Here is a 22,024-nt window from a genome sequence, read left to right on the forward strand (position 1 = left end):
GTGGAAAATCGGAACCCGTTCGTATTCCACTTTCAAAGTCACCCATGACCGAAGCCACACAGCGCCCTGAATTGCCCGATCACCTGTCCATCGACCCGCGCAGCCCTTTCCACATCCGCGCCGTGTTCGAGCACGACATCGGCATCCGCTTCAACGGCAAGGACCGCAACGATGTGGAGGAGTACTGCATCAGCGAAGGCTGGGTGCGTGTGCCCGCCGGCAAAACGCTGGACCGCAAAGGTCAGCCCCTGCTGATCAAGATCAAGGGCAAGGTCGAGGCGTTCTACCGCTGATATTTTGGGGTGGCATCACGCCGCCCCCTTGCACACCCGCAGCACCTGCTCGCCATAGGCTTCGAGCTTTTTCACGCCCAGCCCGCTGATGCCTTGCAGGTCGGCCAGACTTTGCGGTGCGTGCTCGGCAATGGCAGCCAGCGTGGCGTCGTGGAAGATCACATAGGCCGGCAGGTTGTGCTCTTTGGCCACTTCGGCACGCCAGGCCTTGAGGTTGATGTAGCGCACCATCGCGTCTTGGCCCAGGTTGGCTGCTGCCGGGCTGGGGGCGCTGCGTGAGCGGCTTTTCTTGTCGCTGCGCTGGCTGGTGCTTTCGCGCAGCTGCACCGGTACTTCGCCCTTGAGCACGGCGCGTGAGGCTTCGGTCAGGTGCAGGGTGCTGAACCCGTCCTCGGTGTGCACATGCAATGCGCCAATCGCGATCAGCTGGCGCATCACGGCGCGAAGTTGTTGTTCGCTGTATTCGGCACCCAGGCCAAACGTGCTGATGCTTTCGTGGCCGCGCTGCACCACCTTGTCGGTCTTCTTGCCGCGCACGATGTCCATGGTGTGGCCCGCGCCAAAGCTGTGGCCGCTGATCTGGTGGGTGCGGTAGACGGTGGACAGCAGCTTGCGTGCGGCGTCGGTGCCGTCCCAAACCTCGGGGGGTTGAAGACAGTTGTCGCAGTTGCCGCAAAAGGGCATGTACACACCTTGCGCCTCGTCGCTCTTGGCATAGGCTTCGCCAAAGTAACTCAGCAGCCGCACCCGGCGGCAGTCGGTGGCTTCGGCCAGGGCCAGCAACGCGTCCAGCTTGCCGCGCATGACCTGTTTGAATTCTTCTTCTGCCGGGCTCTCGTCGATCATGCGGCGCTGGTTGACCACGTCTTGCAGGCCATAGGCCATCCACGCGTCCGACGCCAGGCCATCGCGCCCGGCGCGGCCCGTCTCCTGGTAGTAGCCTTCGATGTTTTTGGGCATGTCCAGGTGCGCCACAAAGCGCACATCGGGCTTGTCGATGCCCATGCCAAAGGCCACGGTGGCGACCATCACCACGCCCTCTTCGCGCAGGAATTCGTTCTGGTGGCGCTGGCGCACGGCCGCGTCCAGCCCCGCGTGGTAGGGCAGGGCATGGATGCCCGCTTCGCACAGCATGGCCGCGACCTCTTCGACCCGCTTGCGCGACTGGCAATAGACCACGCCCGCCTCTTCGGGGTGCTCGCGCTCGATGAAGCGCAGCAGCTGGGTGCTGGCGTCTTTTTTCTCGACGATGGTGTAGCGGATGTTGGGCCGGTCAAAGCTGCTGATGAACAGCTCGGCGCTTTCCAGCTGCAGCCGCTCGACGATGTCGGCCCGCGTGAGCGCATCGGCCGTGGCCGTGAGCGCCACACGCGGCACGCTGGGGTAGCGCTCGTGCAGCACCGTGAGGCCCCGGTACTCGGGCCGAAAGTCGTGGCCCCATTGGCTCACGCAATGCGCTTCGTCAATGGCAAACAAGCTCAGCAGCCCGCGCTCGAGCAGCGAATCCATTTGCGCCAAAAAGCGCGAGGTGGTTACACGTTCGGGTGCGGCATACAGCAGCGTGATTTCGCCGCGCAATAAGCGGCGTTCGATGTCGCTGGCCTCTTCGCTGGTCAGGGTCGAGTTGAGAAACGCCGCACTCACACCCGCTTCGTGCAGCGCGCCCACCTGGTCGTGCATCAGCGCGATCAGCGGCGAGACGACGACGGTGATGCCGTGGCCTGCCCGCTGGCGCGCAATGGCCGGGATTTGGTAGCACAGTGATTTGCCCCCGCCTGTCGGCATGAGCACCAGCGCATCGCCCCCGGCTGCCACATGGTCAATGATGGCTTGCTGCGGGCCGCGAAAGGCGTCGTAGCCAAATACTTCGCGCAGGATGGGGAGGTGAGGGGACACGTGGGATGTGGCAGCTTTGTAGAGGTGGTGATTGTCCGCTATTGAGCGTGCGTTTTTGGCGGGTTTTGTGTGGGTGAGTGGGGGCGGGCACCGGGTTCCTCATACGGCGGGGGTACGCCAAAATCGTCACCCTGTGCCCACCCCCACTCACCCACACAAGACCATGGACAGCGTTAACATCCCAGCCCATGCACACCTCTGCCCTTGTTCTGTTTTCTGGTGGCCAAGACTCCACCACCTGCCTGGCCCATGCTTTGTTGCGTTACGAACGCGTTGAAACCCTCGCGTTTGACTACGGCCAGCGCCACAAAGTGGAATTGGACGCCCGGCTGAACGTGCTGGCGGCCATCAAGGCGCGATTCCTGCAATGGGCTGCCAAGCTGGGCGAAGACCACCTGCTGGATGCGGGCATCCTGGGCCAGATCAGCGAAACGTCTTTGACCCGAGACACGGCCATCGAGATGGAAAGCTCGGGCCTGCCCAACACCTTTGTGCCGGGACGCAACTTGCTGTTCCTGACCTTGGCGGCCGCTTTGGCCTACCGCCGGGGCTTGCAGGTCATCGTCACCGGCGTGTGCGAGACCGATTTTTCGGGCTACCCCGACTGCCGCGACGACACCATGAAGGCCATGCAGGTGGCCTTGTCGCTGGGCATGGACCGCAAGTTGTTGATCGAAACCCCACTCATGTGGATCGACAAGGCCCAGACCTGGCAGTTGGCGCACGATCTGGGCCAAAAGGCCGATGCACAAGGCGGCGGGCAAGCGCTGGTGGACCTGGTCGTGGAGCACACCCACACCTGCTACCTGGGCGACCGCAGCCAGCGCCACGACTGGGGGTATGGCTGCGGCCAGTGCCCGGCTTGCCAGCTCAGGGCGGCGGGCTTTGCGCGGTACGCCAAGACTTGAGCCTGGTCGTGCCCACATGGACCCCGGGTCTTCGCCCGGGGTGACATTTTGAGCATCGCCCGAACTTGGTAAATACCACCTTAGGCTTTGAGCGTGTTACCCCGGATTTAGAACGTGTTACCCCGCACGGCTTGCATGTCATTCCGGACTGCTTGCATGTCATCCCGGACTTGATCCGGGATCCATCAGGGTCTACCGCTGACCCTTTTTACAATACACCCCATGAAACCCCTGACCTACACCCGCGCCCAGGCGCTGCCCGAGATCCTGAAAACCCGCATCGCCATCCTCGACGGGGCCATGGGCACCATGATCCAGCGCTTCAAATTGTCCGAAGCCGACTACCGGGGCGAGCGTTTCAAGGACTTCCCCAAAGACGTCAAGGGCAACAACGAGCTGCTGAGCCTGACCCGCCCGGACGTGATCCGCGACATCCACGAAGGCTATCTGGCTGCCGGGGCCGACATGATCGAGACCAACACCTTTGGCGCGACCACCGTGGCCCAGGCCGACTACGACATGCAGCACCTGGCCCGTGAGATGAACCTGCAGTCCGCCAAGCTGGCCCGCGCCGCTTGCGACAAATTCTCCACCCCCGACAAGCCGCGTTTTGTGGTCGGCGCTTTGGGCCCCACGCCCAAAACCGCCAGCATCAGCCCCGACGTGAACGACGCCGGTGCCCGCAATGTGACTTTTGAAGAATTGCGCGCCGCCTATTACGAGCAGGTCGAAGCCCTGGTCGAAGGCGGCTCCGACGTTCTGTTGGTGGAAACCATTTTTGACACGCTCAACGCCAAGGCCGCGCTGTTCGCCATCGAAGAATTCTTTGAAGCCAGCGGCGAGCGCCTGCCTCTGATCATCAGCGGCACTGTGACCGACGCCTCCGGCCGCATCTTGAGTGGCCAGACCGTGACCGCTTTCTGGCACAGCGTGCGCCATGCCCAGCCCCTGGCCATTGGCCTGAACTGCGCCTTGGGTGCCACGCTGATGCGCCCCTACATCCAGGAACTCAACAAGGTCGCGGGCGACACCTTCATCAGCTGCTACCCCAACGCCGGCCTGCCCAACCCCATGAGCGACACCGGCTTTGACGAAACGCCCGAAGTGACCAGCCGACTGCTGCACGAATTTGCTGCCGAAGGCTTGGTCAACATCGTGGGCGGCTGCTGCGGCACCACGCCCGACCACATCGGCGCGATCAGCCAAGCGGTGGGTCCGCTGGCCCCACGCAATGTGCATGGCGGTTTCTTCTACAAAGAAGCGGCCTGATCCTTTGCCCGACATCGTCTGAACAGACGATGTGCAGCCGCTAGCGCTGCGGCACCATGACCCTCAGAACGCGCCCTCTGGCGCACAAGAGGTGGATGCATGGCGGGACCGCTGACAGGCATGAAGGTGATCGAGATGGCCGGGATCGGCCCGGGGCCGTTTTTGTGCCATGGTGCTGGCCGACCTGGGGGCCGATGTGGTGCGCGTTGGCAAGCAACAGATTGAAAGCCCCCCATGCAAGACATCCTCGATATCCAGCAAGACGGCGGCGTTCTGCGCCTGACCATGAACCGCCCCGAGCGGCTCAACGCTTTGAACCCCGCGCTGGCCACGGCATTGCGCGAGTGCTTTCAGGGCTTGTACCGGCGCACCGACATCCGCGTGGTCATCCTGCAAGGGGCGGGGCTCAGCTTTTGCGCGGGCCTGGACCTCAAAGAGCAACCCGGCCAGGACCTGGGCACCAGCGACATGCTGGCGGTGCAGTACAGCATCCGCGACATCATGCTGGCCATGCGGCGCTGCCCGCAGCCCATCATCAGCATCGTGCAGGGCGCGGCCAGTGGTGGCGGCTTTGCGCTGGCGCTGGCCTCCGACATCCGGCTGGCCACGCCCGACGCCCGCATGAACGCTTCGTTCCTGCGCATCGGGCTCACGGGCTGCGACATGGGCGTGAGCTATTTCCTGCCGCGCATGGTGGGCAGTTCGGTGGCAGCGCAGTACCTGCTGACCGGTCGCTTCATGGACGCGGCGCGTGCACATGCCCTGGGGCTGGTGAGCACGGTGGCCCCCTTGAGCGAGCTGCAGCAGGAGGCGCAGGCCCTGGCTGAAGACATGCTGCGCACCACGCCGCTGGGGCTGCGCTTGACCAAAGAGGCCTTGGGTCTGAGTCTGGACATGGGCAGCCTCGAAGCCGTCATGGCCATGGAAGACCGCCAGCAGGTGCTGTGCACCCAGACTGAAGACTTTCAGGAAGGCCTGCAGGCCTTTTTGCAAAAACGCCCGCCGCACTACAGCGGTCAATGATGCCTCACCGACACTTTGGAGAACACGCGATGACACTGGACGATCTGATCTACAAACCCGGTTTGCTGGCGGGCCAGCGCGTGCTGGTCACGGGCGGGGGCACGGGCCTGGGCCGCGTGATGAGCGAGGCCCTGCTGCTGCTCGGGGCTGAAATCCACATCTGCGGGCGACGTGGCGCGGTGGTCGAGCAAACCGCCAGCGAGTTGATGGCCCAGCACGGCGACGCTTGGTGCCCTGGGTGTGCGACATCCGCAGCGACGAAGCGATCCAGGCCATGCTCGACAACATTTGGCAAACGCACGGCCCGCTGGACGGGCTCATCAACAACGCGGCGGGCAACTTTGTGAGCCGCACCGAAGACCTGTCGTCGCGGGCCTTTGATGCGATTGCCAACATCGTGTTCCGCGGCAGCTTCTACATGACGCTCGAATGCGGCAAGCGCTGGCTGGCCGAGGGGCGCAAAGCGTCGGTGATTTCCATCCTCACCACCTGGGTGTGGAACGGCTCGGCCTTCACCGTGCCTTCGGCCATGGCCAAGGCCGGGCTGCATGCCATGACCCAGTCGCTGGCGGTCGAGTGGGGCGGGCGCGGCATCCGCCTGAACGCCATCGCGCCCGGCCTGTTCCCGACCGAGGGCATGAGCGCGCGCCTGAACCCGGGCGGTGGCGAGCACAAGGCTGAGCGCAACCCGATGGGCCGCACCGGCCGCATGCCTGAGCTGGCCAACCTGGCCGTGTTCCTGATGGGGCCTGGTTCGGAGTATCTCAACGGCCAGACGATCGCCATCGACGGTGCGCAGTACCAGGCCACGGGTGGCAACTTTGCACACTTGGTCAGCTGGAGCGATGCCGATTGGCAACACGCCCGCCAGAACATTGAAAAAACCAACGCGACCGACCGCCGCAAGCGGCTGTAGGAGCGACGCCCCCGTCGCGATGGTTTGTGCAGGATCGCGACGAGGGCGTCGCTCCTACAAAAGAGGTGCCTTTAGCCGATCAGCCCCAGCCGCCGCGCAATCGCCACGGCCTGGGTGCGGCTGTGGGCGTCGAGCTTCATGTTGATGTTGCGCAAGTGGGTGCGCACTGTGCTGTCCGAGACGTAAAGTTTCTCCGCCATGGCGCTGTTGGAGTAGCCCTCCACCAGCAACTGCAACACCCGGATTTCCTTGCGCGTGAGGGGCTCCAGGGGGCCTTGGGCGGGCGCTGGCATTTTGTCCACATCGACCGGCAGCGGACCGAAGGCCTGCACCAAGCGTTGCAGGTAGTCGCCCATCAGCGGGTCGCGCACCGCACGGCTGTTGTGCTGTGCCAGGCAGCGCTGCACCAGCGCACCCAGGGCAGGGCCCTCGTCGATGATCTGCCGCATGAAGCCTTCCTGGCAGGCCCATTGCAGCGCAGTGCCCAGCGTGGACAAGGCCGCCGGTGTGTCCCCCAAGCGCTGCAGCGCCAGTGCACGTAGCAGGCGCAAGCTCAGCACCCGGCGCTGGCGTGAGGCGGCCACGGCGGCGTCCAGTTCGGCATCCGCTTGCCGCAGGGCGCGTGCGGCGTCGCCAAAGGCGGTCTCCCAGCGGATGCGGGCCAGCGCCAGGTATTCGATGTCGTTGGCCAGGAGGCGCTGGTCTTGTTCGCGTTGCCACACGGCGGGGTCATTGGCCCGTTCCAGCTCGTCGTGTGCGGCGCTGCCGTGGCCTTGCAGCAGCAACAGGCGTGCCCTTTCAAGTTTGGCGGTGGCCACCACACGCGGCAGTTTGCGCTGGTGGCCCAGGTATTCCAGCTCGGTGAGGGCTTGCCACGCGGCGTCCACATCGCCCTGGATGAAGGCGATGCGCGAGCGCATGGCGTGGCTCAGGATCATGTGGTCGGGCAGCCCCACGTCGCGGGCCACCGGCAAATAGACGTTGAGCAGGTGGTCCGCTTCATCGAGCGCGTTGGCTTCGTAGACGATGCTGGCGTACAGCACCCCGGCCCAGGCGTTGCCGTGGGTGTGCAGCAGGTTCACCGCGTGGGTGGCGTCCACCGCCAGCCGAAAGCGCGCACTGGCCTGGCGCAGGCGGCCTTGCTGCAAGTCCAGCAAGCCCTCGGTGGATTCGCTGTACATGCGGTTGAAGGTGCTGTTGTCGCTGTGCTGCTTTTTGGCCGCATCCAGCAACATTTGGGCTTGTTTGGGGTGTCCGGTCATGGCGGTGGTGTGGGCCATGGCATTTAACAATGTGGTGATGGCGAAACAGTTGCCCGCTGGCAAACAGTCCAGAGCTTTGCGACCAGCTGCAATGGCTTCTTCTTTTCGGTCCTGCATGGCCAGCAGCAGCGGACGCACACACATGGCATCGTTTTTGAAGCGTTCATCGTGCACGCCGCTGGCTTCTTGTTGCTCCAGCAAGTTCATGGCGCTGAAGGATCCGTGTGTGAAGCTTGTCGCCCAGATTGCGGCCATCACCAGACGCGGGCGCTGCCGCAGCTCGGCGGCAGGCAGGCTGCTGCACCAGCGGTACAGCATGCGCATGCGGCCTTGCTCCAGAAAGTCTTCTGCATGTTGCTCCAGCAATTGCATGGCCAGCGGAAAGTCACCGCCTTCGATGGCGTGTTCGATCGCGGGCACCGGGCGACCTTGTGATTCGTACCAGCCCGAGGCCGCCAAGTGCAGCCGGGCCACATCGTCCGCAAACTCTTTGTGCAACTGCTGGCGCAGGTGGTCGGCAAACAGGCTGTGGTATCGCCAGGTGGGCAGCTCGCTGGCCACGGGCGTCAAAAACAGGTGGTCGGTGTCCAGCTGTTGCAAGAGGGCTGCGCAATCGGCATGGGGGTTGAGTGCCGCGCACACCGAGGCGTCGAGTTGCCTGAGGATGCTGGTGCGCAGCAAAAAACGGCGGATGTGAGCAGGTTGGCGGGCCAGCACATCTTCGGCCAGGTAGTCGGCCACAGCCCGGTTGGAGCCCGAAAATCGCGTCACAAAATCTTCCGGATCGACCGCGCCGTCCAGCGCCATGGCCGCCAGCCAGAGGGCGGCGACCCAGCCTTCGGTTTTTTCGTGCAGGCGAAACAGCTGGTCGGCGCTGAGTTTGTGGGGGTGCGGGCGCTGCTCAAAAAACCGAGCAGTGTCTTGCAGGCTGAAGCGCAGACGCTCGGCGTCGATCTCGATCAATTGCCCACGCACCCGCAATCGCGCCAGGCCAATCTGCGGCAGGCCGCGCGAGCCAATCACCAGCAAGCCTTGGCGCGGCAGGTTGTGCGCAATCTCGCGCACGATGCTCAGCAGCGATGCCTCGTGGATGGCTTCGAATTCGTCCAGAAACAGTGCAAATGGTGTGTCGATGCGCGACAAGGCTTGCACCGTGTCGTTGCCCGGCAGGCCCAGTTGCCGCACGGCGGTGTCCAGGCAGTTCAGAAAACGCGAGACGTCGTTGTCGGCCCGGTCCAGTGTCAGCCAAGCGGTGGCCACGCCTGCATCTTCCAGGCGCACACGCGCTTGCATCATGGCGGTGGTCTTGCCAAAACCAGCCGGGGCGCGCACCAGCACCAGTTGTCCTGCACCCCGGCAGATCGTCTCGCAAAGGCCTGCACGCGCCACCTGCGAGGCGTCGTGTGCGGGCGGATTGAACTTGCTTTCCAGCCCCAGCGTGATCGAACTCGCTGAAACGGGGGGTGTCAGGTTGTCGGGTTCGAATGGGGCGGGCATGAAGGCAGGTCAGGGCAAACCAGTGGGATCAAAGGGGGATTAAAAAGGCAAATTCCATTATGAGCCCAGCAGCTGGGCAGCCACGGTCACCGGTTTGTCATGCACAAGCTCAAACCCGCCCTGATTTCGTCGCTTAAGACGATGCCACGCCAGTGGCAACTTTTTAGACTGAAGCCAAGACGGTACCGTGCCGCCATCAGGAGAGTTGCAGTGTTTCAAGGCCAAAGTATCCGAGTCGTTCCGCTGGCCGAAGCCGGGGTGTTTGAGCTGATGTTTGACCGCCAGGGCGAGTCGATCAACAAGCTCGACGACCGCACCGTGAACGAGTTGCGCCAGGCAACCCAGGCGCTGGCGGCCCAGCCGGGCCTCAAGGGCGTGCTGGTCAGCAGCACCAAGGACGTGTTCATCGTCGGCGCCGACATCACCGAGTTCGGTGCCAAGTTCAGCCAGTCGGCGGCGCAGATCACCGCCGGTGTGGCCCACAGCAACGAGGTGTTTGTCGCGTTTGAAGACCTGCCCGTGCCCACCGTGGTGGCGATCAATGGCTTTGCGCTGGGCGGCGGGTTGGAGATGGCGGTGTCGGGCAGCCTGCGCGTCATGTCCTCCACGGCCCAGATCGGGGTGCCCGAGGTCAAGTTGGGCTTGTTTCCGGGCTTTGGCGGCACGGTGCGTTTGTCGCGCCTGGCCGGTGTGGCCGTTGCCATGGACTGGGTGGCCAGCGGCAAACCCCAAAAGGCCGCCGCTGCGCTGGCCGCCGGGGTGGTGGATGACACGGCCCCACCCGAACAATTGCGCGAACGCGCCCTGGACTGGCTGCGCCGCGCCATGCAAGGCGAGGTGGACTGGTCAGCGCGCCAGCAGCGCAAGCGAGAGCCCGTGGCCATGGCCGCCAGCGAGGTGCAGGCGATGACCACCGCCCAGTTGGACAGCATGGCACGCACCGGCGCGCCGCACCAGCCTGCGGCCCGCATGGCGGTCGAGATGATGGCCCAAGCGGCGTTGTGTGACCGCGCAGGGGCGCTGGCGCTGGAGGCCCAAGCCTTTGGCGAGGTGGCACGCACCCAGGCGGCCGTGGCCATGGTGCAGACCTTTTTGAACGACCAGGCGGTCAAGAAAATCGCCAAGCGCCACGCCAAGGCGGGCCGGCCCGTGCAGCGCGCCGCTGTGCTGGGCGCGGGCATCATGGGTGGCGGCATCGCCTACACCAGCGCCCTCAAAGGGGTGCCGGTGCGCATGAAAGACATCCAGCAAGCTGGACTCGATCAAGGCATGGCCGAGGCGAACAAGCTGCTGCAGCGCCAGGTCAAGGCAGGCCGCATGGACGCGGCCAAGGCCGACCAGGTGCTGGCCTCCATCACCCCGCAACTGGGGTTTGAAGGTTTCGACCAGGTGGACTGCGTGGTGGAAGCCATTGTCGAGAACTTGGCCATCAAGAAAACCGTGCTGGCCGACCTGGAAGGCCGCATCGGCGCAGACACCCTGATCGCCTCCAACACCTCCAGCCTGCGCATCGACGACATGGCGGCGGCCTTGAAGCACCCCGGGCGTTTTGTAGGCATGCATTTCTTCAACCCGGTGCATGTGATGCCGCTGGTCGAAGTGGTGCAGGGCAGCCACACGCAGCCCGAGGCCTTGTCCACTGCCGTGGGCTATGCGGCCGCCATGGGCAAGGTGCCCATCGTGGTCAAGGACTGCCCGGGCTTTTTGGTCAACCGCGTGCTGACCGCCTACATGCGCGGCTTTCTGGAGCTGGTGCGTGACGGCGCTGACTTTGTGAAAGTGGACCAGGTCATGGAGGCCTTTGGCTGGCCCATGGGCCCGGCCTATCTGGAAGACGTGGTGGGCATGGACACGGGCAGCCATGTGAGCGATGTGATTTCGGCCGGTTACCCCGAACGCATGCCGCGCATCGAGCACGACGCCTTGCGCCTCATGGCCAGCCAGGGCCGCTTTGGTCAGAAAAATGGCATCGGCTTTTACCGTTACGAAGCCGACCCGAATGGCAAACCCCGCCGCAGCCCGGCGCCCGACAGCCATGCGCTGCTGGCGTCCATCCAGCCGCAGGGCCTCAAAGACTTCAGCGCCCAGGACATCCAGGACCGCATGATGCTGCCCCTCATCGTCGAAGCCGCGCACGCGCTCGAAGACGGCGTGGTCGGCAGCGCCGCCGAGCTGGACATGGCCATGCTGCTGGGCATCGGCTTTCCGGCCTACGCGGGCGGCCCGCTCAAATACGCCGACTGGCTGGGCCTGCCAGAAGTGGTGGCCCGCTGCGAACGCTGGCAGCACCTGGGCGCAGCTTACGCCCCCACCGCCCGCATGCGCGAGATGGCCGCCACAGGGCAGCGTTATTACCCCGTTTGAACACCAGGAGACACATCCATGAAACTCGATTCACAAGTGACCGCCGTCATCACCGGCGGGGCCTCGGGCCTGGGCGCGGCTACGGCGAGGCAACTGGCCAGCCATGGCGTCAAGGTGGCCTTGTTTGACCTGAACGAGGCGCAGGGCGAAGCCCTGGCCCAAGAGCTGGGGGGCATCTTTTGCAAAGTCGATGTGACCTCCGAAGAGCAGGTCGATGCCGGGTTTGCCAAAGCGCGTGCGGCGCTGGGCCAGGAGCGCATCCTGGTCAATTGCGCAGGCACGGGCAACGCCATCAAGACGGCCAGCCGCGACAAAGCCACGGGCGAAATCCGGTCCTTCCCCACCGCCAACTTTGACCGCATCATCCAGATCAACCTGGTGGGCACTTTCCGCTGCATTGCCAAGTCGGCCGCAGGTATGCTGACCCTCACGCCGCAAGAAGACGGTGAGCGCGGCGTGATCATCAACACCGCCTCGGTGGCCGCCCAAGACGGCCAGATGGGCCAGGCCAGCTACTCGGCCAGCAAGGCGGGCATCGTGGGCATGACGCTGCCCATTGCCCGCGACCTGATGGGCGACGGCATCCGCGTCAACACCATCTTGCCCGGCATCTTCAACACCCCGCTGCTGCAAGCCGCGCCCGACAACGTCAAGGCCGCGCTGGCCGCGACCGTGCCTTTCCCCAAACGCCTGGGCGAGCCGCCCGAATACGCCCACCTGGCCGAAACCCTGATCACCAACCGCTACCTCAACGGCGAGTGCATCCGCATCGACGGGGCCATCCGCATGGCACCGCGCTGAGCCGCGCACCCCGCTTTCTGTCGCTCCGCTTTGCCCAAAATCGTCTGTTCTGACGATGTGGGTGGGCGGGTGTGGACACCAGAATGACCTTCATTGGCCAACTTTCGGGAATACAACATGTCTGAAGCATTCATCGTTGCCGCCACCCGCACCGCAGGCGGGCGCCGGGGCGGGCGCCTGTCCGGCTGGCATCCGGTTGATCTGGCGGCGCAGGTCCTGAACGACTTGGTGGACCGCACCGGGGCCGATCCGGCGCTGATCGAGGACGTGTTCATGGGTTGCGTGAGCCAGGTGGGCGAGCAATCCACCAACGTGGCGCGCAATGCGGTGCTGGCCTCGCGCCTGCCCGAGTCGGTGCCCGGCACCTCGATTGACCGGCAGTGCGGCTCGTCGCAACAGGCGGTGCACTTTGCGGCCCAGGCCGTCATGTCGGGCGCGATGGACATCGTGATCGCGGCGGGCGTCGAGTCCATGACGCGGGTGCCCATGTTCAGCCCGTCTGCGCTGGCCTCCAAGGCCGGCATGGGTTCTTACCAAAGCGATTGGGTCAACCAGCGTTACAACAACGTGGCCTTCAGCCAGTTTGTGGGCGCCGAGATGATGGCCCGCAAATACGGTCTGAGCAAAGACGAGCTGGACCGTTACGCCTTGCTGAGCCACCAGCGTGCCCTGGCCGCGACCCAGGCGGGCGCATTCAAGAACGAAATTTTGCCCGTGGCGGTGCGCACCGCAGACGGGTCCGCATCGGGCGAAATGCACACGGCTGACGAAGGCATCCGCGCCGAAGCGTCGCTGGAGAGCATCCAGAGTGTCAAATTGCTGCAAGAAGGCGGCGTCATCACCGCTGCCAATGCCAGCCAAATTTGCGACGGCGCGACCGGGGTGATGATCGTCAACGAGCGGGGCCTGAAGGCCTTGGACGTGCAGCCCCTGGCCCGCATCCACCACATGACCATGATCGGCCACGACCCGGTCATCATGCTCGAAGCCCCCATCCCGGCCACCGAGCGGGCCCTGAAAAAAGCGGGCATGAAGATCGACGAGATCGACCTGTACGAGGTCAACGAAGCCTTTGCCTCGGTGCCGCTGGCCTGGCTCAAGGCGCTGGGGGCCGACCCGGCGCGCCTGAACGTCAACGGCGGTGCGATCGCGCTGGGTCACCCGCTGGGTGCTTCGGGCACCAAGCTCATGACCACCCTCGTGCACGCGCTGGCTCAGCGCGGCAAGCGCTACGGCCTGCAGACCATGTGCGAAGGCGGCGGCATGGCCAACGTGACCATCATCGAGCGCCTGTGATGCACAGCGGCGTGCCTGAATCCGGCCAGCCCCTGCTCAGCATTTCAGGTGTCACGGTCCGCTTTGGCGGCATCGTGGCCCTGGACGGGGTGTCGTTCGATGTGCATCGGGGCGAGATTTGTGCCCTGATTGGCCCCAACGGCGCGGGCAAAAGCACCTTGTTCAATTGCCTCTCGCGCCTGTATGTGTGCGACAGCGGCACCATCGCCTGGAACGGCCAAGCGCTCAACCAGCTGCCGCGCCACCGCATGGCCGGTCTGGGCATCGGCCGCACCTTCCAGAACCTGGCGCTGTTCAAAACCATGACCGTGCGTGAAAACGTGCTCGTCGGCAGCCACAGCCAGCACCATGCGGGCTTTTTGCGCAATGCGTTTCGCCTGCCCGGTGTGGCGCAGGTGGAAGCGCTAGCGGCGGCCAAGGCCGATGAACTGATCGAATTTTTGGGCCTGCAGGCCGAGGCCCACCGTGTGGTGGGCGACTTGCCTTTTGGCACGCAAAAGCGGGTCGAGTTGGCACGCGCCCTGGCCTCGCAGCCGCAGTTGCTGCTGCTCGACGAGCCCGCTTGCGGCTTGAACCACGAAGAACTGCACAGCTTGGGTGCGCTGATCCGCGACATCCGCGACCGCCTGAAGGTCACGGTGCTGCTGGTAGAGCACCACATGGGCCTGGTCATGGGCATCTCGGACCGGGTAGTGGCCCTGAATTTTGGCAAGAAGATCGCCGAGGGCACGCCTGCGCAGGTGCGCCAGCACCCCGAGGTGATCCGTGCCTACTTGGGCGAATCAGAGGAAACCGCATCATGAGCACGTTGCTGGAAGTGCGCGACCTGCATGCGCGTTATGGAAACACCCAAGTGCTGCACGGTCTGAACCTGGATGTGGCCGAGGGCCAGGTCACGGCCTTGCTGGGCGCCAACGGTGCGGGCAAGACCACCACCTTGCGGGCGCTGTGCCAGCTGATGGTGCAGACCACCGGCAGCATCACCCTCGAGGGCGTGGCCTTGAACAGCCGCAACACCGAACAGATCGCCCGCCTGGGTGTGGGCCATGTGCCCGATGGGCGCGGCACCTTCATGGCGCTGAGCACCGAAGAAAACCTGCGCCTGGGCGCTTTCAGCCGCGCCAGCCGAGAGGGCTTGGCGCAGGACATGGACAAGGTCTACGGCTACTTTCCCCGGCTGCGTGAGCGGGCCAGCCAGCAGGCGGGCACCTTGTCGGGCGGTGAACAACAAATGCTGGCGATTGGCCGCGCCCTGATGGGCAGGCCCCGTTTGTTGTTGCTGGATGAGCCCTCGTTTGGTTTGGCCCCGCTGGTGGTCAAGGACATTTTTGCCATCATGCGGCGCATCAACCAGGAGGAAAAAGTTTCCATCCTGTTGGTCGAGCAAAACGCCAAGCTGGCGCTGGACATTGCCGACACCGCTTACCTGCTGGAAACCGGACGCGTGGTGTTGCACGGCTCGTCCAGTGACATGCGCAGCAACGATGCGGTGCGCCGCGCCTATCTGGGCGAATAAGGGATTGACCGATGAATGAATTGCTGCACCAAACACTCTCGGGCCTGGCCACTGGCGGTATTTATGCCAGTGTGGCGCTGGCCCTGGTGATGATTTACCAAGCCACACACCACATCAATTTCGCGCAAGGCGAGATGGCCATGTTCTCCACCTTTCTGGCCTGGATGCTGCTGGACGCGGGGCTGCCGTATTGGGGGGCTTTTGCCTTGACGGTGCTGCTGTCTTTTGTGCTGGCGGCAGCCATCGAGTTTGCGGTCATTCGGCCCATGCACAAGGCGCCGGAGTTGTCGGTGGTGGTGGTCTTCATCGGCTTGCTGGTGATCTTCCACAGCCTGGCGGGCTGGCTGTTTGGTTACACCATCAAGACCTTCCCCAGTCCTTTTCCGGCAGGGGCCTGGTATGGCTCGCAGCTCATGTCGGCGCACGAGGTGGGGGCCATTTTTGTGGCGCTGGTCATGGTGGCTTTGCTGTTTTCGTTTTTCCGTTTCACACCGCTGGGCTTGGCCATGCGGGCTGCCGCGCAAAACGCCAACTCGTCACGCTTGGTGGGCATTTCGGTCGGGCGCATGCTGATGCTGGGCTGGGGCCTGGCCGGCGCCATTGGCGCCGTGGCCGGGATGATGGTGGCCCCTGTGGTGTTTCTGGACCCCAACATGATGACCGGCGTTTTGCTCTATGCCTTTGCCGGTGCGCTGATTGGTGGCATCGACAACCCGGTGGGCGCGGTCTTGGGCGGCTTCATTGTGGGCGTGCTGGAAAACCTGATGGGCAGCTATGTGGTGGGCACCGAGCTCAAACTGACGGTGGCGCTGGTGCTGATCGTGGGGGTGTTGATCGTGCGGCCCTCGGGCCTGCTCGGCAAAAAAATTGTGACGAGGGTCTGAACCATGAAACCGAGTGCGACCCTGAACGCCTCTTTGCCGACGGCCATTGCCGGTTTGTCTGAGCGCACCGTCAAAGCCGGTTTGCTGGTGCTGCTGATCCTGGCCGTAGGCCTGGCCTTTGTGGCCAAAGGCTACCAGCTGTTCCAGGCCACCATGGTGGTGGCCTATGCGATCGCGCTGGTGGGCCTGAACATGCTGACCGGCTACAACGGCCAGATTTCGCTGGGCCACGGGGCCTTCTTTGCGCTGGGGGCCTATGTCACCGGCATCTTGATGGAACACGCCGCTGTGCCTTATTGGGCCACGTTGCCTACAGCGGCTGTGGTGTGTTTGTTGGTGGGTTACCTGTTTGGTCGACCCGCGCTCAAGCTCGAAGGCCTGTACCTGGCGCTCGCCACCTTTGCGCTCGGCGTGGCCATGCCGCAGTTGCTGAAATACAAACACCTCGAAGCCTGGACCGGTGGTGTGCAAGGCATTGTCTTGATGAAGCCCGATGCGCCTTGGGGTCTGCCGCTCACGCAAGACCAATGGCTGTACCTGTTTGCCCTGGCGGTGGCGGTGGTGATGTTCTGGATCGCGCACAACCTGCTGCAAAGCGGCACGGGCCGGGCCATGCGGGCCATCCGCGACCATGCCATGGCAGCCGAAGCCATGGGTGTGGACAACCGGCACTACAAGTCCATGACCTTTGGCGTGTCGGCTGCTTACACCGGCGTGGGCGGCGCCCTGTCGGCGATTGCGGTGCAGTTTGTCTCGCCCGATTCGTTCACCCTGTTCTTGTCCATCTCTTTGCTGGTGGGCATTGTGGTGGGTGGCGTGGGCACGCTGTGGGGCGCTTTGTATGGCGCCATCTTCATCATGTTCGTGCCCAACCTGGCCGAAAAAGTCTCCAAGGCCGCGCCTTGGGCGGTGTATGGCGTGGTGCTGATCTTGTTGATGTTTGTCATGCCCGGCGGCGTGGTGGGTTTGCTGCGCAAGCTGCAGGCCTGGCGTGCTGCCCGAAGCCATTGATTTCTTGGAGACCCCATGGCCGATGAACACCCGATCCTGCTGGAGCGCCAAGGCGATGTGGCCTGGCTGCGCCTGAACATCCCGCAACGCCTGAATCCTTTGGCGCAAACGTTGCAAGTGGCCCTGCGCGAGCAATTGGCCGCCCTGCGCGAAGACCGCTCGGTGCGGGCGCTGGTCATCACCGGCGTGGGCAAGGCCTTTTGCGTGGGGGCTGATTTGGGCAGCATGCGGCCGCCTTCTGACCAAAGCCTGGGCGAGCAAACGGCCGACGCGATGGAGGCCCTGTCCAACCGCCTGATCGAAGACATCCGCAGCTTGCCTTTTCCGGTGGTGAGCGCGGTCAACGGCCCTTGCGCGGGCGCGGGTGTGGGTGTGGCGCTGGCCGCCGACGTGGTGGTGGCGGCGCAGTCGGCTTACTTTTATTTGCCCTTCATGCCGCGTCTGGGCATCGTGCCGGACCTGGGCAGCACCTGGTTTTTGCAGCGCTCGGCTGGGCGTGCACGGGCTGTGGGCCTGAGCTTGCTGGGCGATCGTTTGCCTGCCCAGCAGGCCCTGGACTGGGGTTTGATCTGGGCTTGTGTCCAAGATGATCAACTGGCTGAACAGGCCCAAGCGCTGGCACAGCGTCTGGCGCAGTTGCCCGCCCATGCGGCGCAGGAAATCCGGCGCACCTACGACCACGCCGAAAGTGCCAGCTTGCAAGCGCAGCTGTACTACGAGGCCTCGCGCCAGCGCGAGCTGATCGATCGGCCCGAATTTTCTGAAGGTGTGCGGGCTTTCCTGGAAAAACGCGAGCCCAAGTTCCCGCCGCGCTGAGGCCTTTGCAATATCGTCAGTTCCGACGATGCTCTGTACTGGGCAGCTTTCTACGATGGCATGGACTCTGGCGTCATGCTTCTTTGACGGGTTGTGATGCTGGGGTTCGATTTCTTTTCTTCATAAAAATCAGGAGACAACATGTCCAAATCTTTTGATGCCGGTCTGCGCCGGTCCCTCAAACTCGGTGCCGGCATGTTGCTGGCCAGCGCTTTCCCCTTGGTGTCGCATGCCCAGAAAAAATACGACCCCGGTGCCAGCGATACCGAAATCAAGCTCGGCAACCTGAACCCGTATTCCGGCCCCGCCTCGGCCTACGGCACGGTGGGCAAAGCCATGCAGGCCTACTTTGACAAGGTCAATGCCACAGGCGGCGTGAATGGCCGCAAGATCAACTTCATGACGTTGGACGATGCCTACAACCCGGCCAAGTCGGTGGAGCAGACCCGCAAGCTGGTCGAGCAAGACGAGGTGCTGCTCATGTTCGGCTCGTTGGGCACGGCGCAAAACATCGCGGTGCAGCGTTACCTCAACGCCAAAAAAATCCCCCAGCTGTTCATCAACACGGGCGCCACCCGCTTTGGCGACCCCAAGACCAACCCCTGGACTATGGGCTGGCAGCCCACCTACCAGGCCGAAGGCCGCTTGTATGCCAAGCACATTCTGCAGACCAAGCCCAACGCCAAAATTGGTGTGCTGATGCAAAACGACGACTTCGGTAAGGACTACATGAAGGGCCTGCTCGATGGGCTGGGCGACAAGGCCAAGACCATGGTCACCCAGCACCTGACTTACGAGGTGAGCGACCCCACGATCGACAGCCAGATGGTGACGCTCAAGTCCGCAGGCTGCGATGTGTTCGTGAGCATCACCACACCCAAGTTCGCGGCCCAGGCGATTCGCAAAGCTGCTGAGATCGGTTGGAAGCCCACCCAGTACCTGGTGAGCGTGTCGCAGTCGGCCAGTTCCGTGCTCAAGCCTGCGGGGCTTGAAAACGCGGTGGGCATCATCTCTTCCACCTACTTGCTGACCCCCTTGGACCCTGCGGCTGCGGGCAACAAGGACGCGGCCGAATACGCCGCGACCATGAAGCAGTACTACCCATCGGGCGACCCTGAAGATACCCTCAATGCCAACGGCTATTCGACAGCCGCAACCATGGTGCAGGTGCTGCGCATGGCGGGCGACAACCTCACGCGCGAAAACATCATGAAGCAGGCGGCCAACATGAATTTCACACCGCCCATGTTGTACCCCGGCATCGACATCAAGACCACGCCCGACGATTTCTTCCCGATCCAGAAGAAGGCACTGCAACGCTTCAACGGCAAGACCTACGAAACCATCCTTCAGGCCACCGCCGGTTGATGTGTCCAAGGCGGGAAGCCTGAATGGCTTCCCGTCGTTCAAAATCCAGGAGACCTTTATGTTGCAAGGCCTGATGCAAGACCGTCCGTTGCTCATTTCTTCATTGATCGAGCATGCGGCCCGATTTCACCCGGACACCGAAATCGTGTCCCGTCTGCCCGAAGGGCACGTGCACCGCACCACCTGGAAGGGCATTGCACAGATGTCCCGGCAAGTGGCCCAGGCCATGCAGGTGCTGGGCGTCAAGCAAGGTGACAGGGTGGGGACGCTGGCCTGGAACTCTTACCGCCACCTGGCGCTTTACTACGGCGTGTCCGGCTGTGGCGCGGTGCTGCACACCGTCAACCCGCGCCTGTTTCCCGAGCAGATTGACTACATCGTCAACCACGCTGAAGACCAGGTGCTGTTTTTTGACCTGACCTTTGCGCCACTGGTGGCCCAGCTGGCACCCTCGCTCAAGACCGTCAAGACCTTTGTGGCCATGACCGACAAGGCGCACATGCCCGACATCGGTGTGCCCAATGTGCTGTGCTTTGACGACTTGCTGGCTTCGCAAAGCAGCGACTACACCTGGCCTGAATTCGATGAGCGCAGCGCTTCTTCGCTGTGCTACACCTCGGGCACCACGGGCAATCCCAAGGGTGTTTTGTATTCGCACCGCTCCACGCTGCTGCACACGCTGATGGAACTGGCTCCCGACACCTTTGGCGTCAGCTCAACAGAAACCCTGCTCTTGATCGTGCCCATGTTCCATGCCAATGCATGGGGCATGCCTTATGCCGCCGCGATGGTGGGGGCCAAGCTGGTGCTGCCTGGTCCGCACCTGGACGGCGAAAGCGTGTTCAATCTGATGCAGCAGGAGCGTGTGACTTTCTCGCAAGGCGTGCCCACGGTGTGGATGATGCTGTTCCAGTACCTGGACGCGAACCCGCACTTGGACCCCAAATCACTCGGCGTCAAGCGCGTGGGCATTGGCGGCGCTGCCGTGGCGCGTGGCATGCTCGAACGCTTTGAAAACCAGTTCGGTGCCGAGGTGGTGCAAGGCTGGGGCATGACCGAGACCAGCCCGATTGGCGTGATCAGCAAATTGCTGCTCAAGCACGCTCATGTGCCTGCCGAAGAGCTGATCAAGACCAAGCTCAAACAAGGCCGGGGCGTCTGGGGCGTGGACCTGAAGATCGTTGATGAAAACGGCCAGGCCTTGCCCTGGGACGGCGTGGCGTTTGGCCACCTGCATGTGCGTGGCCCCTGGATTGCCAGCGGTTATTACCGACGCGAGGGCGGAGAGGTGCTCGACGACGAAGGCTACTTCCCCACGGGCGACGTGGCCACCATCGATCCCGACGGTTACCTGCAACTGGTGGACCGCGCCAAGGACGTGATCAAGTCGGGCGGCGAATGGATTTCATCGATCGATGTGGAAAACACCACCAACTCGCACCCCGGGGTGGCCGAATCGGCGGTGATTGGTGTGGCGCATCCCAAGTGGCAAGAGCGCCCGCTGTTGCTGGTGGTGCGCCGTGCCGGTGTGCAGCTTGAAGCCAAGGATGTGATGGACTACCTGTCCACGCGCATTGCCAAATGGTGGCTGCCCGACGACATCGTGTTCGTCGACACCTTGCCGCACACGGCCACGGGCAAACTGCTCAAGACCAAATTGCGTGAACAGTACCGAGACCACCGCTTGCCCACGGCTTGATTTCACGCTTCAGAAAAATGGCCGCTTGGTGCGGCCATTTTTAATCCCACACGGATTCAGAAAATGATCATGCCCCGGGCATTGCGTCCTTGAGCCAGGTCGTCAAAGGCCTGAGGGGCTTCTGCCAGTGTGTAACGGTGGGTGATGAGTTCGTCCAGTTTCAGCTTGCCACTGCTGTAGAGCGACATCAGGCGCGGGAAGTCTTCGCGTGGTCGTGCAGACCCGTAGTAGCTGCCTTTGAGTGTTTTTTCTTCCAGCGTGAGCGAAACGGTTTTGAGCGTGGTGGTGTCTTGCATGCCTGCAACGCCAACAACCACGGCGGTGCCGCCTTTGCGCAAGGCGCCATAAGCCTGCGCCACCACGCTGCCCAGGCCCACGCACTCAAACGCATAGTCTGCGCCGCCACCGGTCAGCTTTTTCAAGGTCTTGACCAGGTTGTCCTCCGCCGCTGCATTGACCGTGTGGGTGGCACCAAACAAGCGGGCCATGGCCAGTTTGTGATCCGAGCGGTCAACTGCAATGACCATGGCCGCGCCCGCGATGGCACAACCCTGAATGGCGTTCAGGCCCACCCCTCCGGCACCGAAGACCACGGCGATCGAGCCCGCCGTCAGCTTGGCTGTGTTGACCACAGCCCCCACGCCGGTCATGACACCACAGCTGATGAGGGCACAACAGTCCATGGGAATGTCGGGTCGATCCACCTTGATCACATTGTCCATGTGCAGCGTGGCGTACTCGGACATCACGCCGCAGCCGCACAAAATGTTCAAGGGCAGACCTGCCATGTCGTGGGTGCGGACGGTGCCGTCGGGCAAGGTGAATGCTGTACGGGCATTCTGGTCGCACAGTTGCGGCTGGCCCGTCATGCAATACCGGCAATGCCCGCACATGCTGACAAAAGACGTGATCACGCGGTCACCGACTGCCAGCCCTTTGACGCCTTCGCCCAAGGCCACGACATGACCTGCGCCTTCATGACCGAGCACGACCGGGGGTGGCAGCGGAATGATGCCTTTGGCGGTCGACAAGTCGCTGTGGCATACGCCACAGGCTTGCATCTTGATCATCACCTCGCCATGCTGCGGGGGGTCGACCCAGATGTCTTCAACGGTGACGGTGCCCGTGTTGTCGCGGGCAATGACGGCGCGTGATTTTTGTCGCATGGGGTTCTCGCTGATGAGGGTATGCAGGCGCTAGGGTGC

At 63.4% G+C, this 22,024-nt stretch carries 17 protein-coding genes and 2 pseudogenes; 16 read left to right on the forward strand and 3 right to left on the reverse strand.

All coding sequences use genetic code 11. From position 1 onward, the window contains the following. Positions 1-44: 44 nt before the first annotated feature. Positions 45-293, forward strand: coding sequence for a DUF3297 family protein (locus Q1W40_RS05980; RefSeq protein WP_300709925.1), 249 nt, complete (start codon positions 45-47; stop codon positions 291-293). A gap of 15 nt (positions 294-308) precedes the next feature. Here the strand turns inward: Q1W40_RS05980 and recQ are convergent, their stop codons facing one another. After that, positions 309-2,189, reverse strand: a complete 1,881-nt coding sequence (recQ, locus tag Q1W40_RS05985; protein WP_300709927.1) for a DNA helicase RecQ — start codon at positions 2,187-2,189, stop codon at positions 309-311. Positions 2,190-2,377: 188 nt separating this feature from the next. Between recQ and queC the strand changes: the two genes are divergently transcribed. The 5 genes and pseudogenes from queC (at position 2,378) to Q1W40_RS06010 (ending at position 6,305) form a co-directional block, all read left to right on the forward strand. Next, the gene (gene queC, locus Q1W40_RS05990; RefSeq protein WP_300709929.1) at positions 2,378-3,097 is read left to right on the forward strand and encodes a 7-cyano-7-deazaguanine synthase QueC; all 720 of its coding nucleotides are present in this window, start codon (positions 2,378-2,380) and stop codon (positions 3,095-3,097) included. A gap of 222 nt (positions 3,098-3,319) precedes the next feature. Beyond that, a complete protein-coding gene (locus Q1W40_RS05995; RefSeq protein ID WP_300709931.1) occupies positions 3,320-4,366 on the forward strand; it encodes a homocysteine S-methyltransferase family protein in 1,047 nt (348 codons plus the stop codon). Between the two features lie 99 nt (positions 4,367-4,465). After that, positions 4,466-4,580 (forward strand): annotated as a pseudogene (locus tag Q1W40_RS06000) (CoA transferase); the annotation flags it as partial. Between the two features lie 20 nt (positions 4,581-4,600). After that, positions 4,601-5,389, forward strand: a complete 789-nt coding sequence (locus Q1W40_RS06005; protein ID WP_300709933.1) for an enoyl-CoA hydratase-related protein — start codon at positions 4,601-4,603, stop codon at positions 5,387-5,389. 29 nt (positions 5,390-5,418) lie between these two features. Continuing rightward, positions 5,419-6,305, forward strand: a pseudogene (locus Q1W40_RS06010) (SDR family oxidoreductase). A 71-nt stretch (positions 6,306-6,376) separates the two neighbouring features. On the opposite strand, the gene Q1W40_RS06015 reads toward Q1W40_RS06010, so the two are convergent. Then, positions 6,377-9,064 carry a LuxR C-terminal-related transcriptional regulator gene (locus Q1W40_RS06015; RefSeq protein ID WP_300709935.1) on the reverse strand — a complete coding sequence of 896 codons (2,688 nt, stop codon included), beginning with the start codon at positions 9,062-9,064 and terminating at the stop codon, positions 6,377-6,379. Between the two features lie 210 nt (positions 9,065-9,274). Between Q1W40_RS06015 and fadB the strand changes: the two genes are divergently transcribed. From fadB to Q1W40_RS06065, 10 genes are all read left to right on the forward strand, one after another. Continuing rightward, positions 9,275-11,428 carry a fatty acid oxidation complex subunit alpha FadB gene (fadB, locus tag Q1W40_RS06020; protein WP_300709937.1) on the forward strand — a complete coding sequence of 718 codons (2,154 nt, stop codon included), beginning with the start codon at positions 9,275-9,277 and terminating at the stop codon, positions 11,426-11,428. Positions 11,429-11,446: 18 nt separating this feature from the next. Continuing rightward, positions 11,447-12,229 (forward strand): SDR family NAD(P)-dependent oxidoreductase, encoded by a 783-nt coding sequence (locus tag Q1W40_RS06025; protein ID WP_300709939.1) that lies wholly within the window; start codon positions 11,447-11,449, stop codon positions 12,227-12,229. 117 nt (positions 12,230-12,346) lie between these two features. Beyond that, complete coding sequence (locus Q1W40_RS06030; RefSeq protein WP_300709941.1) at positions 12,347-13,525, forward strand: acetyl-CoA C-acetyltransferase; 1,179 nt, start codon at positions 12,347-12,349, stop codon at positions 13,523-13,525. After that, on the forward strand, positions 13,525-14,328 hold the full coding sequence (locus tag Q1W40_RS06035) for an ABC transporter ATP-binding protein (RefSeq protein ID WP_300709943.1): 804 nt from the start codon (positions 13,525-13,527) through the stop codon (positions 14,326-14,328). The genes Q1W40_RS06030 and Q1W40_RS06035 overlap by 1 nt, the downstream gene beginning before the upstream one ends. Next, positions 14,325-15,041 (forward strand): ABC transporter ATP-binding protein, encoded by a 717-nt coding sequence (locus tag Q1W40_RS06040; RefSeq protein ID WP_300709945.1) that lies wholly within the window; start codon positions 14,325-14,327, stop codon positions 15,039-15,041. The genes Q1W40_RS06035 and Q1W40_RS06040 overlap by 4 nt, the downstream gene beginning before the upstream one ends. A gap of 11 nt (positions 15,042-15,052) precedes the next feature. After that, positions 15,053-15,925 (forward strand): branched-chain amino acid ABC transporter permease, encoded by an 873-nt coding sequence (locus Q1W40_RS06045; protein WP_300709946.1) that lies wholly within the window; start codon positions 15,053-15,055, stop codon positions 15,923-15,925. Between the two features lie 3 nt (positions 15,926-15,928). Further along, complete coding sequence (locus Q1W40_RS06050) at positions 15,929-16,936, forward strand: branched-chain amino acid ABC transporter permease (RefSeq protein ID WP_300709948.1); 1,008 nt, start codon at positions 15,929-15,931, stop codon at positions 16,934-16,936. 15 nt (positions 16,937-16,951) lie between these two features. After that, entirely contained in the window at positions 16,952-17,752 is an 801-nt protein-coding gene (locus Q1W40_RS06055; protein WP_300709950.1) for an enoyl-CoA hydratase-related protein, read from the forward strand. 141 nt (positions 17,753-17,893) lie between these two features. Next, a complete protein-coding gene (locus Q1W40_RS06060) occupies positions 17,894-19,120 on the forward strand; it encodes an ABC transporter substrate-binding protein (RefSeq protein WP_300709952.1) in 1,227 nt (408 codons plus the stop codon). Between the two features lie 58 nt (positions 19,121-19,178). Next, a complete protein-coding gene (locus Q1W40_RS06065; RefSeq protein ID WP_300709954.1) occupies positions 19,179-20,819 on the forward strand; it encodes a 3-(methylthio)propionyl-CoA ligase in 1,641 nt (546 codons plus the stop codon). 56 nt (positions 20,820-20,875) lie between these two features. On the opposite strand, the gene Q1W40_RS06070 is transcribed toward Q1W40_RS06065, so the two are convergent. Further along, on the reverse strand, positions 20,876-21,985 hold the full coding sequence (locus Q1W40_RS06070) for a Zn-dependent alcohol dehydrogenase (RefSeq protein WP_300709956.1): 1,110 nt from the start codon (positions 21,983-21,985) through the stop codon (positions 20,876-20,878). Positions 21,986-22,024 lie beyond the last annotated feature (39 nt).

It is taken from the genome of Limnohabitans sp. (assembly GCF_030158565.1).
Taxonomy (GTDB): Bacteria; Pseudomonadota; Gammaproteobacteria; order Burkholderiales; family Burkholderiaceae_C; genus Limnohabitans_A.

What these genes read in the sequence shown, in the direction of transcription:
- Q1W40_RS05995 (WP_300709931.1), top strand. Translation starts at nt 3,320, where the DNA reads ATGAAACCCCTGACCTACACCCGCGCCCAGGCGCTGCCCGAGATCCTG.
- Q1W40_RS06065 (WP_300709954.1), top strand. Translation starts at nt 19,179, where the DNA reads ATGTTGCAAGGCCTGATGCAAGACCGTCCGTTGCTCATTTCTTCATTG.
- Q1W40_RS06015 (WP_300709935.1), bottom strand. Translation starts at nt 9,064, where the DNA reads ATGCCCGCCCCATTCGAACCCGACAACCTGACACCCCCCGTTTCAGCG.
- Q1W40_RS06045 (WP_300709946.1), top strand. Translation starts at nt 15,053, where the DNA reads ATGAATGAATTGCTGCACCAAACACTCTCGGGCCTGGCCACTGGCGGT.
- Q1W40_RS05980 (WP_300709925.1), top strand. Translation starts at nt 45, where the DNA reads ATGACCGAAGCCACACAGCGCCCTGAATTGCCCGATCACCTGTCCATC.
- queC (WP_300709929.1), top strand. Translation starts at nt 2,378, where the DNA reads ATGCACACCTCTGCCCTTGTTCTGTTTTCTGGTGGCCAAGACTCCACC.
- Q1W40_RS06070 (WP_300709956.1), bottom strand. Translation starts at nt 21,985, where the DNA reads ATGCGACAAAAATCACGCGCCGTCATTGCCCGCGACAACACGGGCACC.
- Q1W40_RS06005 (WP_300709933.1), top strand. Translation starts at nt 4,601, where the DNA reads ATGCAAGACATCCTCGATATCCAGCAAGACGGCGGCGTTCTGCGCCTG.
- Q1W40_RS06040 (WP_300709945.1), top strand. Translation starts at nt 14,325, where the DNA reads ATGAGCACGTTGCTGGAAGTGCGCGACCTGCATGCGCGTTATGGAAAC.
- Q1W40_RS06025 (WP_300709939.1), top strand. Translation starts at nt 11,447, where the DNA reads ATGAAACTCGATTCACAAGTGACCGCCGTCATCACCGGCGGGGCCTCG.
- Q1W40_RS06030 (WP_300709941.1), top strand. Translation starts at nt 12,347, where the DNA reads ATGTCTGAAGCATTCATCGTTGCCGCCACCCGCACCGCAGGCGGGCGC.
- Q1W40_RS06035 (WP_300709943.1), top strand. Translation starts at nt 13,525, where the DNA reads ATGCACAGCGGCGTGCCTGAATCCGGCCAGCCCCTGCTCAGCATTTCA.
- Q1W40_RS06050 (WP_300709948.1), top strand. Translation starts at nt 15,929, where the DNA reads ATGAAACCGAGTGCGACCCTGAACGCCTCTTTGCCGACGGCCATTGCC.
- Q1W40_RS06055 (WP_300709950.1), top strand. Translation starts at nt 16,952, where the DNA reads ATGGCCGATGAACACCCGATCCTGCTGGAGCGCCAAGGCGATGTGGCC.
- Q1W40_RS06060 (WP_300709952.1), top strand. Translation starts at nt 17,894, where the DNA reads ATGTCCAAATCTTTTGATGCCGGTCTGCGCCGGTCCCTCAAACTCGGT.